The following is a 12,633-nucleotide window of genomic DNA, read 5'->3' as shown; positions in this document are numbered from 1 at the left end:
CCACACGCACGCCGGGCCGGTGCACCGCATCGACCCGGCGCGCTCGTCGCCGTGCCGCGCCTGCCACACCGTGGCAGGCTGCTCGGCATGAGCCCGATCCGGCAGCACGAGGCGCTGGCCCAGGCGTACGACGGCATCACCGCCGTGGTCACCCCGCTCGACGACGCCGGCCTGCAACGGCCCACCCGGTGCCGCGGCTGGCTCGTCGCCGACCTGCTCTTCCACGTGCTCTGCGACGCCCAGCGCGCACTCGTCGCCCTGGCCAGCCCCGCACCCGGACCGGCCGACGTGGACGACGTCAGCTACTGGCGCGCCTTCACCCCCGGCGACGACGACGCGAGCGCCGGGCACGCCTGGTGGGCACGCCGCTCCGCCGTCGCCTTCGACCGGCCCACCGGCGTGGTCCGCCTCTGGACCGACACCGCACCCGCCGCCGTCCGCGCGGCGACCGCAGCCGACCCCGACGGGTACGTGACCACGCAGGGCCACGTGCTGCGCGTACCCCATCTGCTCGCCACCCTGACCACCGAGGCGGTCATCCATCACCTGGACCTGGTGGTGGACCTGCCGGACGCGCCGCGACCGGCGGCGGACCCGACGCGGGTCGCGGCGACCACCATGGACGGCCTGCTCAGTGACGACGCGGTGCGTCCGGCCGGCTGGGACGACCACGAATACCTGCTGAAGGCGGCGGGACGGGTGCCGCTCACCGACCGGGACCGGCTGGAGCTGGGCGAGGCCGCCGGCTGGTTCCCGCTGCTCGGCTGACGCCGGTCAGACGATCGCCATGTCCACGAAGCGCGACAGGTGGAGCTGCGCCGCGACCGTCACGGTGTCGGTGGGCCCGTTTCTGTGCTTGGCGATGATGAAGTCCGCCTCGCCCGCTCGCGGCGACTCCTTGTCATAGTAGTCATCTCGGTGCAAAAGAATGACAACGTCTGCATCTTGCTCAATAGACCCGGATTCCCGCAAGTCGGACAATTGCGGCCGCTTGTCAGTGCGCTGCTCGGGACCACGGTTCAGCTGACTCACGGCGATCACCGGGCACTCGACCTCCTTGGCCAGCAGCTTCAGGCCACGGGACAGGTCCGCGACCTCCTGCTGCCGGCTTTCGGTGCGCTTCGGCGAGGTCATCAGCTGGAGATAGTCGACGACGATCAGCTTCAGGTCGTGCTTCTGCTTGAGCCGCCGCGCCTTCGCCCGGATCTCCATGAGGTTCATGCTCGGCGTGTCGTCGACGAAGAGCGGCGCCTCGCTGATCTCGCCCATGCAGCGGGCCAGCTTGGTCCAGTCGTCGTCGGAGAGCTGCCCGCTGCGCAGCACGTGCAGCGGTACGCGCGCCTCGGCCGAGAGGAGTCGCATGACGATCTCGACCTTGCTCATCTCCAGCGAAAAGATCGCCGACGCCTGGTTGGCGCGGATAGCCGCATTTCGGGCGAAGTCCATACTCGCCGTGCTGTTGTGCGTCGGGATCATCGAGCGGCCCGCCAGATACAGATGGTCGGGATTGTCGACAGTCACACAGCGCACCGGAACGCTCGGCACCGGACGGACGTCCACGATGAAACGCGAGTGGGAGCGGACGTCCGAGAGCGTCCGGCGCCGGGCCGCATGGGCGGTCCGCTTCCGGTCCAGCCGGAAGACCGGGTCCGGCGTGGAGAAGTTCAGCGTGTACGCGATCGACGATTCCTCGGTACGGCCGCGCACCTTGCGCTCGGTCATGGTGCACCGATAGCCCAGGCTGACGACGAGTTCCCGTACGCCGTCGATCAAACGCCGCGAGGTGGACGTGTACCGCAGGTTCCCGGTCGGCGCCACCGTGCCGTCGGTGTCCATGAGACCGGCGAGCAACGCCCGGCGCTGGGTCTCGGAGGCGCGTAGATAGTCGTCCGGAATGTGCTTGTCGTAGGCCACCCCGACTTCGCGGAGCAGGGCCAGGAAGGAACCGTTCCGTTCGTAGCACTCGGCGCAGCGGCGGGTTCCGGGGTTCTCCCGCAGGGCACGGGTGGAGCCGCCGCAGTCGACGCAGGTGCGGTCCGCCGTCCTGGCCGACGTGGGCAGATGCACGCTGTAGACCATGGGCCCGCTCGGGCGCACCAGGAAGCCGTCCTGGGCCACGAGGTCGAGCATCTCCGCGTCCGCGGTGGTGAAGCGGCTGGCCCCGGTGTGCCCGTCGCCGAGCCACACCCCGAGGGTGTACGGCGGGACGGCCAGGTCGCGTTCCGGAAGTCGGAGCGGTGCGCAGTTCCGCACGGCGTGGTTGAGACGGCGGTCGGCCGTCTCGGTACGAAGCGTGGCCGCGATCTGCGCCGTCGTGACGATCCCGTCATGCTCGGCGCGGCTGCCGGCGTTCACCGGTCGTTCCGCGCGTGCACCGAGGCCGGAGATCAACGCGCCCACCGGGTAGCCCGGAGCCGTCCAGTTGCGTGTCTTGCCGGCCCGGGTCACCGGGCGGGCGACCTTGCCGTTGGAACCCACCGTCTGCGCCACCGTGTGAAGCACGTTGCGGAATTCCGGGCCGACCTGTTCCAGGGTTTCCGCGAGAGTGACCAGGCGGTGCGGTTCGGCGGATGCGGTCGCCTCGGCCGACCGTACCTTCGCCAACGCCGGCTCGGCCCAGTGGTGCCGCCGGCGTGCCTCCGGCTGGCGTCGGCCGGCGCGGGTGTTGGTCTTCCACAGGTGCTCGGCGTCCGCCACGATGACGCTTCCGTCGGAGAACTCGACCTCGTAGCAGGGGCGGTCGTACATCACGTCGAAGACGTTGGTGATCGTCGTCGGGGTGCCGTCCGCGGCGAGGAGCTGCTCACCGACGCGCACCTCACCCATGGTTGTCCAGCCCTGCGGGGTGGGCAGCGGGGTGTCGAGTGCGAGCGCCTTACCGAGACCAGGCCGGCCGGCCACGATGATGAGCTGGCCGGCGTGCAGGCCGTTGAGCAGGCGGTCGAGGTCGGTGAACCCGGTCGGCACGCCCGTCATCACCCCGCCCTGGGCGCCGACCGCCTCGATCTCGTCGAGCGTCGGCTGGAGCATGTCGGCCAGGACGGCGAAGTCCTCGCTGACGCGCTTCTCGGTGATCTCGTAGACGGCCTGCTGAGCGAGGTCGACGATGTCGTCCACGTCGCGGCTGCCGCTCGGGCCGGTGCCGTAGCCGAGCTGCACGATCCGGGTGCCGGCCTCGACCAGCCGGCGGAGCACTGCCCGTTCGCCGACGATGCGGGCGTAGTAGGCGGCGTTCGCGGCAGTGGGCACGCTCGCGATGAGCGTGTGCAGGTAGGGGGCACCGCCGATCCGGGCGAGGTCGCCGGAGTCGGCGAGCGCGGCCGCCACGGTGATCGGGTCGGCCGGTTCGCCGCGTCCGTAGATGTCGAGGATCGCGTCGAAGATGGTGGCGTGGACCGGGCGGTAGAAGTCGTTTGTCTTCAGGATCTCCACGACGTCGGCGATGGCGTCCTTGGACAGCAGCATGCCGCCGAGTACGCACTGCTCGGCGGCGACGTCCTGGGGTGGTGTCTTTTCGAACGCAGATTCGCGCGGCGGTGGCTCGGGCGATTGTCCCCCGGTCCGTTCCGCACGCGTCTCGTCGGTGACCGACACGGGTTCCCCCCTCGCTGCGTCGGATCGAGTCCAGCTCTATCGCCGGGGTATGACAACTCTGCGCCGACCCTCCGGTCGATCGGGGGTCATCGCCCGGCGGTCGGGGGCCAACGATACGGAACCCGAGGTCAGCCGCTCAACAAGGCCGGTGGATGAGCCTTGGGACAACCTGTGGACGCCTGGGGACAGGCATGTGCGCAGGGTGTGCACAGGGGTGTGGAAAAGTGATGGGGAATTCTGGGCGTATCGCCTCTGACCTGGGCTTTTCCTATCCCCACCCTGTGGACGGAAGATTTCCGGTCGAGCTTTGTCGTCGTTCGTCCCGTACTATCGCTGCGAACGGCGACACCTGGGACAGCGGGTTTACTTTCGGGTTGAGAGAGGTCACGCTCCGGCCGTGAGACACCGGGACTGGGCAAGCGGAGAGGACAGCCCGCGCGAGCGACGGCCGAGCGGTTCCTGGGACGAGCCCGCCGGGCCGCGCCGGGTCGACTCGTACGCGCCGGAGGGCTACCGCACGGCGAGCCGGCGGCGGGCGATCGAGCGTGGCCAGGACGAGCCGGTGGAGACGTACCTTCCGCGGTGGGCGCTGGAATCCGGGGTGAGTCGCGCGGACGGCGGCGGGCGGCATGCCGCGCCGGACGACGACGAGGTGGAGCCGCCCACCTCGGGAAGTGCCCGGCGGGATCTGCGCGCGATCGGTGCGGGTCCACTGTCGGATCACACCGCCGAGTGGACGATGGACGCCCCGCAGGAGCGGGGGTACGTGGGTAACCGGCGGGCGGACCAGGACGACGAGCCGGTGTCGGGGGCGGTGCCCCGGAGTCGTCCGCGTCGCGCGGCGACGCGCCGGCCGCAGGTGACCTGGTCGGGGCTGCCGGAGCCGGCGGGTTCGGGCGAAGGGCCGGCCGGGCCGGAGGGTGGGCTGCCGACGGGTCGGCGGCGCCGGCCGGCGTCGGGTTCCTCCTGGCCGCCGCCAGCGGGGTCGGACTCCGCCTGGTCGCGGTCGGCGGCTTCGGATGGCGCGTGGTCCCCGTCGGCGTCGGATGCCGAGTGGCCGGCGGCGCCGGATGCGGGCTGGTCGCCGTCGAGGGCCGCGGAGCGGGAGGCCACCTGGGGACGGGCGACGGAGACCGCGAAGGCGGCGGAGCCGGAGGCCACCTGGGGACGGACGGCGGCGTCCGCGAAGGCGGCGGAGCCGGAGTCGGCCCGGTCGCGGCCGGCGGCGGATCCGTGGCAGCGTCGCCGGGCGGCCGGGCGTGAGCCGGTGGACCCGCCCGCTGTGGATCCGTGGGACGCGTCCGGGCTGCATGCCTGGGACCGGCCGGTGCCCGCGAGCGGCCGGGGCCGGGCGGAGAGCCGGTGGGACCGTACCGAGCACACCGGTGAGTGGGACCGGTTCACCGACACGGGTTTCATGGAGCCGGTGCGGGACACCGACGACCGGTACGCGGATGCCGATCCGTGGGACCGTTCGGTGCCGCCGGTGCGGGAGGGCTGGGCGTCGCCGGAGCGGGCCGAGGCGTTCTGGTCGGGTACCCGCCTCTCGGGTGACGATCCGCGCTGGATGGAGACGCCGTCGACGGCCCCGCGTTCACCTGCGGTGGCGTACTCGGCACCGCGTCCGCGTACCGCGCCTCGTCGTCGCCCGGTGGAGCCGGCGCCGTCGACGTTGCGGCGGCGGGTGGAGACGATCGGCGGCGGTTCGTGGGGCCGGCGGCTGGAAGACGACCTGCTGGATCCGGATCCGGGTGGCCCGTTGCGTCCGCTGGTCTACACGGCGGCGTGTTATCTGGTGCCGGCGGTGCTGCTGGTGGTCGGTCTGCTGCTCCTGAGTGGTCAGCCTCCGGCGGGGTGCGTCACGGACATCACCGGTGGCGGCTGTGATTCCCCGCGCGCGCACGCGCTGGAGTCGTTGCTGTCGGCGGCACCGCGGTTCGGGTTGGCGATGGTGAGCAGTCTGGTGGTGGCGGTGTTGTTGCGGCAGGTCGGGACGACGTGGCGGTCGGCCACGGTGGCGCTGGCGGCCGCCGTGGTGGGTGGTGGGCTGTCCACGGTCGTGATCAGCGCGGTGACGGGCAAGCCGCTCGGTTGAGCGGCTTGCGTCGAGCGACTCCGGCCGAGCGCCGGGGATGCTGAAAGGCCCGCACCGGCAAGCGGTGCGGGCCTTTCACGTCGTGCTTCGGGTGTCAGCCCTTGACCACGTTCAGGTCGAACTTGGCGGTCACCTCGGGGTGCAGCCGGATGCTGACCGGGTAGGAGCCGAGCGCCTTGATGTGGCCGGGCATCTCCAGCCGGCGGCGGTCCAGGGTCGGGCCGCCGGCGGCCTTGACGGCGTCGACGATCTCGGCCGGGGTGACCGAGCCGAAGAGCCGGCCGCCGTCGCCGGCGCGGGCCTTCAGGTTGACCTTCAGGCCCTCGACCTGGGTCTTCACCTCGGTGGCGTGGCCGAGGTCGCGGATCTCGCGGGCCGAGCGGGCCCGCTTGATGACCGTGACCTGCTTCTCCGCGCCCTTGGTCCAGGCGATCGCGAAGCCCTGCGGCAGCAGGTAGTTACGGCCGAAGCCGTCCTTCACCTCGACGATGTCGCCCGGAGAGCCGAGGCCGGACACCTCCTGAGTCAGGATGATCTTCATGTCCGTGCCTCCTCTCAGCGGGCCGTGGCCGTGTAGGGCAGGAGCGCCATCTCACGGGCGTTCTTGACCGCACGGGCGATCTGCCGCTGCTGCTGCGAGGTCACGCCGGTCACCCGCCGAGCGCGGATCTTGCCGCGGTCGGAGATGAACTTGCGCAGCAGCGCGGTGTCCTTGTAATCGATATAGGTGATCCCGTCCTTGTCGAGCGGGTTCACCTTCTTCTTCGGCTTGCGCAGTGCCGCAGCCTTCGCCATTGCTCTTGCTCCTGGTTTGCGATCGCGGGCGCTCGGCGCCATCAGAACGGGGGCTCCTCGTCGAAGTTTCCGCCGCCCGAACCACTGCGGGAGGGGGCAGGGGCAGCAGAGGCCCAGGGGTCGTCGAAGTTGCCTCCGCCGCCACCCTGGCCGCCACCACCACCGAAGCCGCCGCCACCGCCACCGGAGCGGGACATCTTCTGCACCTTCGCCGTGGCGTAGCGCAGCGACGGGCCGATCTCGTCGACCTCCAGCTCGATGACGGTGCGCTTCTCACCCTCACGGGTCTCGTACGACCGCTGACGCAGCCGGCCGGACACGATCACGCGAGCGCCGCGCTGCAGCGACTCGGCGACGTTCTCGGCGGCCTGGCGCCAGACCGTGCACGAGAGGAACAGCGGCTCGCCGTCCTTCCACTCGCCGGAGGCCTTATCCATGAAGCGGGGCGTCGAAGCGACCCGGAACTTGGCGACCGCCGCGCCGGAGGGGGTGAATCGCAACTCGGGGTCATCGGTCAGGTTGCCGATGACCGTGATGGTGGTGTCTCCTGCCATGACCATCTCCTCGCGCACTCATCGTTGTGCCGTACAGGCTCTCAGAGCCGTACGACAGCGTGGATGAGGCTTGATCCGGACGTGCCGGGTCTAGATGCTCAGCGCATCTCCGGACGGATGACCTTGGTGCGCAGCACCGACTCGTTGAGTCGGAGCTGACGGTCCAGCTCGCCAACGGCCTCCGGCGTCGCCTGGAGGTCGATGACGGCGTAGATGCCCTCGGCCTTCTTGTTGATCTCGTACGCGAGGCGCCGGCGGCCCCACACGTCGGTCTTCTCCACCGAGCCACCCGCGGTCCGGATCACGTTCAGGTACGTGTCGAGCGACGGGGCGACGGTGCGCTCCTCGAGGCTGGGGTCGAGGATCACCATTACTTCGTAATGACGCAAGACGTGCTCACCTCCTGTGGGCTAAGCGGCCACGGTCCTTCCGTGGCAGGAGGTCGTGCGTCGCTGCCGCGGCCGGTGCCGGGGGAACCCGGCCGGACACGGACAACCGCACCAGGATAGCCGGTCCGGACGATCATGGCCGGGCCGGTGGCCCCGGTGCGCCGGATGCGTGACAGGGGTCCACCTCCGGATGAGAGGTGGACCCCTGTCCACGAGACCGCGGGGCGTCCCGTCCGCATTCCTTGGGTGGGACCTGGGGAGGAACGACCACACCGATGAGGTTGGATCGAAGACGCCCCGCGGAGCTTTATCGTGTTGTCACCTGGTCTGACCATACAATGGCTCTCGTCACCACTTGGGGTAAATGGAAGAATTGGTCCGACTGCTGGTCTCCCGTACCGGAATGACGAGCGGATCCCGCCCCGTCGCGCCGGGCCGCACGGCGGGGCGTCCCGTTGCCGGGGGTCCACCCTCGCCCGTCCGTGCTGTGGACCACGTTCGGGCGGAGCGTCGACCATCGATCCCATCTCGGACAACGACCGCCGGGCCCGGTGGTGACGCGTCCGACCCGCCGGGCACCCCGCGCGAGCGCGCCGACCGTCGCAGGCGCGACGTAGGCTGCCCAGCATGCGAATCGGAGCCCACGTCGATCCGACCGACCCGCTGGCCGAGGCGACCGCACGGCAGGCCGAGGCGGTCCAGTTCTTCCTGGCCGACCCGCAGGGCTGGAAGGCCCCGAAGCCACGCGAGGACGCCGAGCGCCTGCGCTCCGCCGACGTCGACCTCTACGTGCACGCGCCGTACGTGATCAACGTAGCCACGCTCAACAACCGCATCCGCATCCCCAGCCGCAAGCTGCTGCTCGCCCACGCCGCCGCGGCGGCCGACGTCGGGGCCAGCGGGCTGATCGTGCACGGCGGCCACGTCAACGCCGGCCACGACGTCGCCGTCGGCTTCGACAACTGGCGCAAGACCTTCGCGTACGCGGCGGACTCCGGCGGCTTCCCGCTGCCGGTGCTGATCGAGAACACCGCCGGCGGTGACAACGCCTGTGCCCGGCACCTCGACTCCCTGGCCCGGCTCTGGGACGCGCTCGGCGACTACGAGGTCGGCTTCTGCCTGGACACCTGCCACGCGTACGCGGGCGGCGAGGAACTGCTGGGCCTGGTCGACCGGGTGAAGGCGATCACCGGCCGGATCGACCTGATCCACGCGAACAACTCCAAGGGCGCGTTCAACTCCGGCCAGGACCGGCACGACAACCTCACCGGCGGCACCATCGACCCGGAACTGCTGGTGGCGGTGATCCGCGCGGCCGGCGCACCGGTGATCGTGGAGACCCCCGGCGGCGTCGAGGGCCAGGCCGCCGACATCGCGTTCCTGCGGGGGCAGTTGGGCGCGACGGCGTGACGACCGAGCAGTCCGGCACGACCGGCCGCCGGTCCCGCGCCGAGAACCGGCCGGACGACGGCACGAACGCGCCGGACCGGCCGGATGACACGGCCGGGGCAGCCCTGCCCGGCGAGGCCGACACGGAAACCGCCGGGGCCGACAAGACCGCCGGGGTCCGGGACGGGGCCGCCGCCGACAGGGACGACGCCCGGCCGGACGACGGCGACGCCGGCACCGCCGATGACGGCGAGAGTGCCGACGCCGGGGACGAGAACACAGCGGGTACGGACGGCGACAAGCCCACCGACCCCTGGTCCGCGTTCGGGCCGGCGCCGGAGCCGGTGCTCGGCCGGCCACGCCGGGCGATCCGCGCGGTCGGCCGCTTCCTGGCGCACGAGTGGACGCTCGCCGCCGTCGCCGCGCTCGCGCTGGCCGCGGCGATGACGTGGCCCACGCTGCGCTATCCGCGGCACACGCTGCCGCAGGACTACTGGGACCCGAGCCTGCAGGCGTGGCAGATGGCGTGGTCCGGGCACATCCTGCGTACCGACCCGGCGATGCTGTGGCACGCCAACGCGTTCTATCCGGAGAACTGGAGCTTCGCGTTCTCCGACACGCTCCTCGGGTACGCCCCGGCCGGCCTGATCGGGGTCGGCCCGGAGCACGCCGTGCTGCGCTACAACATCATGTTCGTGCTGGCCCACGCGCTCGCCGCGTTCGGCGCGTACGCGCTGGCCCGGCAGCTCGGCGCGGGCCGCATCGGCGGTGCGGTGGCCGGGGCGAGCTTCGCCTACGCGCCGTGGCTGCTGGCCCAGGCGGGACACCTGCACATCATCTCCAACGGGGGCATCCCGCTGGCACTGGCCATGCTGGCCCGGGGTCACGGCTGGTCGCTGCGGTACGGCTACCGGCCGCGTCGCCGGCACGCGGGCTGGGCGCTCGCCGGGTGGCTGGTGGCCGCGTGGCAGCTCAGCCTCGGCTTCGGCATCGGGCTGCCGTTCGCGTACATGCTGGCCGGGGCCGTGCTGGTCTCGGTGGTGCTGTGGTTCGTACGGCGGCGCCGGGTGAGGCGTCCGTTCGGCCGGCGGCTGTTCCTGGCGGACGTGTTCGGCGGGCTCGCCTTCGCCGCGGTGGGCGCGGCGCTGGCGGTGCCCTACTTCAAGGTCGCCGAGCTGCACCCGAACGCGGAGCGGACACTCGGCGACATCGGGCTCTACTCACCACCCGCGAGCGGGTTCTTCACCGCGCCGGCCGAGTCGCGCGTCTGGGGCGGGCTGCACGAGGGCGCCCGCGCCGTGCTGCCCTGGCATCCGGAGATGACGCTGCTGCCGGGCTTCGCGCTCTACGCGCTCGCCGCCGGTGGCCTGTTCTTCTCGGTCTGGCGGGTCCGGCACCGGATCTTCCTGCTCGCCGGGGTGCTCGTGACGATGGCGCTGGCCATGGGAACGCGGTTCTTCGGCGGCCGGTTCACCTACGTGCCGTTGTTCGACTACCTGCCGGGCTGGAGCGGGCTGCGGACGCCGGGCCGGATGATGCTCTGGGCCACGCTGCTGCTGGGCCTGCTCGCGGCGGGCGCGGTCACCGCGTTCTGCATGCGGGTACGCGAGCTGGCCGCCGAGCGGGTGCCGCCGTGGCCGGGCCCGTGGCTGCGCCTGGCCACGCTGCTGCCGTTGGCGCTGGTGCTCGTCGAAGGGCTGAACGCCACGCCGCAGCCGGTGGTGCCGCGGCAGCCGGCGGCGCTGCGCACTGTGGACGGCCCGATGCTGGTGCTGCCGAGCAGCCAGAACCTGGACCAGCCGGTGATGCTCTGGTCGACCGACCGGTTCCAGCCGATGGTCAACGGCGGCAGTGGCTTCACGCCGCGCTCCCAGGCGCAGATCCGGGAGGCGACTGTGAGCTTCCCGGACTACGCGAGCGTCGACTACCTGCGGCAGATCGGCGTGAAGAACGTGGTCGTGTTGCGCGACGAACTGGCGGGCACCCCGTGGGAGGGGATGCTCGACCGGCCGGTCGACACGCCGGGAGTGACCCGCGAGCAGCACGGCGAGGCGGTCGTGTTCCGGCTGTAGACCGGAACACGACCGTCTCGGTCACACCGGGACGGGTTGGTCGGATCGTTCGGCGGCACGCGCCCGCCACCGCTGATGCCAGGGCGCGTCGGGGGCGCCGTCGAGCACCCCGCCGTCCGGGTCGTCGGCGTAGGTGTGCCGGACGACGTCCAGTTCGGGTCGCAGGACGTCCCGGATCACGAACCCGCAGAGCACCACGACGGTGATCAGTCGCAGGCTCGACGCCAGCACGAAGACGCCCTCGGGGAAGACCGGCCGGGACATGGCGGTGCCGAGCAGTTCGCCGTAGAACGCGGCGAAGTAGCAGACCTCGGCGATCTGCCAGGCCAGGAACGCGCCCCAGCGCGGCCGGGCGAGCACCGCGAGGGGCAGCAGCCAGAGCACGAACTGCTGGGACCACACCTTGCTGAAGATGAGGAACGCGGCGACCACCAGGAAGGCGAGCTGGGCCAGGCGAGGGCGGCGCGGCGCGAGCAGCGCCAGCCCGGCCACGCCGAGGCAGGCCAGTCCGAAGAGCAGGTACGACAGCCAGTTGAGGGTGGGGATGTTGGCGTTCAGCCACTCGAACGGCCCGAGTTCGCCGGGCGAGGACGGGCTGATCCGGCCGTCCAGGTAGCGGCCGATGTACCAGAGCGTGCCCCAGTCGATCGGGCGCGTGGTGTTCAGGTCGAAGAAGCGTTCCCAGTTCTCCCGGTAGGGGATCGCCACCGGCAGGTTCACGGCCACGAGCGTCACCAGGGCGGTCGTCGTGGCGACGAGCCCGGCCAGCAGCTTGCCGGCGCGCAACGCGAGCACCAGGATCGGCCCGAGGAGGAACAGCGGCCACATCTTCGCCGCACCGCCCAGTCCGATGAGGACTCCGGCCACTGCGGGCAGCAGCATCCCGTACCGGTCGGGTCGGGCGCGTGCCCAGGCCAGCAGACCGAACGCGGCCAGGCCGATGGCGAGCAGGTCCCAGTTGACGGTGGCGGTGAGCACTAGCGCCGGGGAGAGCGCGAACAGGGCGGCGTCCCAGGGTCGTCGTCGGCGCAGGCTGAGGATCACGGCGACGGTGGCGACGGCGAGCGCGCCGAGCACCAGCGCGTTCAGGTTGTAGAACCACTGACCCTGGTTGATGGCGGGGTTGTCGCTGCCGAGGGCGTGCACCGGCAGGCCGAGGGCGCCCATGAAGTAGCCGGTCAGCACCGGGTACTCCACCGGGTGGTCGGCGTAGGGCACCTTGCCCTCGTTGAGCCCTTCGGCGTAGTAGAGCGCCAGCACGTCGGTGTAGCACATCCGGGTGTACTGGACGTTGTTCTGCCAGGCGCCGTCCTGGCAGGGCGACTTCTGCACCCAGTGCAGGGCCAGCGTGAGGCAGACGAGCGCCAGCACGATCCGGCCGGCGGTCCAGAACCGGCTCTCGCGGTCGGCGGGCCGGTCCAGGGCGGCGGCGTGGTCGCCGAGTGGCCCGCCGATCAGACCGGAGGCACCGCGGACGAACCAGTCCGAGCGGGACGGGTGGTCGACCGTCTCTGCGGATCGTGGCGCCGCCTCGGACGCGCCGGGCTCATCGATGCCTGCGGGCGACTGGGTGCTCATGAAGACGCATCCTGCCGTACACCGGGGGTCGCCGTCCCGTCGCGCGCGGAGAAATTCCGGTACGCGAAACGCGGGGGGGGGGGGGGGGGGGGGGGGGGGGGGGGGGGGGGGGGGGGGGGGGGGGGGGGGGGGGGGGGGGGGGGGGGGGGGGGGGGGGGGGGGGCGGG

The 12,633-nt window shown here is 71.7% G+C and carries 10 protein-coding genes; 4 read left to right on the top strand and 6 right to left on the bottom strand.

From position 1 onward, the window contains the following. The first annotated feature begins 87 nt into the window (after window positions 1-87). Window positions 88-768: a maleylpyruvate isomerase N-terminal domain-containing protein gene (locus ACGFIA_RS25275; protein ID WP_357382099.1), complete on the top strand. Its 681-nt coding sequence runs from the start codon at window positions 88-90 to the stop codon at window positions 766-768. Window positions 769-774: 6 nt separating this feature from the next. Here the strand turns inward: ACGFIA_RS25275 and dnaB are convergent, their stop codons facing one another. Next, the gene (dnaB, locus tag ACGFIA_RS25270) at window positions 775-3,594 is read right to left on the bottom strand and encodes a replicative DNA helicase (RefSeq protein WP_393262451.1); all 2,820 of its coding nucleotides are present in this window, start codon (window positions 3,592-3,594) and stop codon (window positions 775-777) included. A gap of 397 nt (window positions 3,595-3,991) precedes the next feature. On the opposite strand from dnaB, the gene ACGFIA_RS25265 reads away from it, so the two are divergent. Next, window positions 3,992-5,689: a hypothetical protein gene (locus ACGFIA_RS25265; RefSeq protein WP_357382103.1), complete on the top strand. Its 1,698-nt coding sequence runs from the start codon at window positions 3,992-3,994 to the stop codon at window positions 5,687-5,689. A gap of 94 nt (window positions 5,690-5,783) precedes the next feature. Here ACGFIA_RS25265 and rplI read toward each other — a convergent pair whose 3' ends face one another. The 4 genes from rplI to rpsF form a co-directional block, all read right to left on the bottom strand. Then, window positions 5,784-6,230, bottom strand: coding sequence for a 50S ribosomal protein L9 (gene rplI / locus ACGFIA_RS25260; RefSeq protein WP_357382105.1), 447 nt, complete (start codon window positions 6,228-6,230; stop codon window positions 5,784-5,786). Window positions 6,231-6,244: 14 nt separating this feature from the next. Further along, window positions 6,245-6,484: a 30S ribosomal protein S18 gene (gene rpsR, locus ACGFIA_RS25255; protein ID WP_007073789.1), complete on the bottom strand. Its 240-nt coding sequence runs from the start codon at window positions 6,482-6,484 to the stop codon at window positions 6,245-6,247. 41 nt (window positions 6,485-6,525) lie between these two features. Continuing rightward, window positions 6,526-7,056, bottom strand: coding sequence for a single-stranded DNA-binding protein (locus ACGFIA_RS25250; protein ID WP_281588989.1), 531 nt, complete (start codon window positions 7,054-7,056; stop codon window positions 6,526-6,528). Window positions 7,057-7,136: 80 nt separating this feature from the next. Beyond that, complete coding sequence (rpsF, locus tag ACGFIA_RS25245; RefSeq protein WP_013289357.1) at window positions 7,137-7,427, bottom strand: 30S ribosomal protein S6; 291 nt, start codon at window positions 7,425-7,427, stop codon at window positions 7,137-7,139. Between the two features lie 627 nt (window positions 7,428-8,054). Here rpsF and ACGFIA_RS25240 point away from each other — a divergent pair. Together ACGFIA_RS25240 and ACGFIA_RS25235 are read left to right on the top strand one after the other, a co-directional pair. Continuing rightward, the gene (locus ACGFIA_RS25240; protein WP_357382108.1) at window positions 8,055-8,837 is read left to right on the top strand and encodes a deoxyribonuclease IV; all 783 of its coding nucleotides are present in this window, start codon (window positions 8,055-8,057) and stop codon (window positions 8,835-8,837) included. Further along, entirely contained in the window at window positions 8,834-10,888 is a 2,055-nt protein-coding gene (locus ACGFIA_RS25235; protein WP_357382110.1) for a hypothetical protein, read from the top strand. The genes ACGFIA_RS25240 and ACGFIA_RS25235 overlap by 4 nt, the downstream gene beginning before the upstream one ends. A 21-nt stretch (window positions 10,889-10,909) precedes the next feature. Here the strand turns inward: ACGFIA_RS25235 and ACGFIA_RS25230 are convergent, their stop codons facing one another. After that, window positions 10,910-12,466: a glycosyltransferase 87 family protein gene (locus ACGFIA_RS25230; RefSeq protein ID WP_357382112.1), complete on the bottom strand. Its 1,557-nt coding sequence runs from the start codon at window positions 12,464-12,466 to the stop codon at window positions 10,910-10,912. Window positions 12,467-12,633 lie beyond the last annotated feature (167 nt).

The sequence above is a fragment of the Micromonospora sp. NPDC049203 genome (assembly GCF_043197215.1).
GTDB lineage: Bacteria > Actinomycetota > Actinomycetes > Mycobacteriales > Micromonosporaceae > Micromonospora.
This window is presented reverse-complemented; position numbering and strand designations above follow the sequence as displayed.

Bases quoted from the DNA above. Each gene is read 5' to 3' on its own strand.
- ACGFIA_RS25275 (WP_357382099.1), top strand. From the start codon at position 88: ATGAGCCCGATCCGGCAGCACGAGGCGCTGGCCCAGGCGTACGACGGC.
- rplI (WP_357382105.1), bottom strand. From the start codon at position 6,230: ATGAAGATCATCCTGACTCAGGAGGTGTCCGGCCTCGGCTCTCCGGGC.
- rpsR (WP_007073789.1), bottom strand. From the start codon at position 6,484: ATGGCGAAGGCTGCGGCACTGCGCAAGCCGAAGAAGAAGGTGAACCCG.
- ACGFIA_RS25240 (WP_357382108.1), top strand. From the start codon at position 8,055: ATGCGAATCGGAGCCCACGTCGATCCGACCGACCCGCTGGCCGAGGCG.
- ACGFIA_RS25230 (WP_357382112.1), bottom strand. From the start codon at position 12,466: ATGAGCACCCAGTCGCCCGCAGGCATCGATGAGCCCGGCGCGTCCGAG.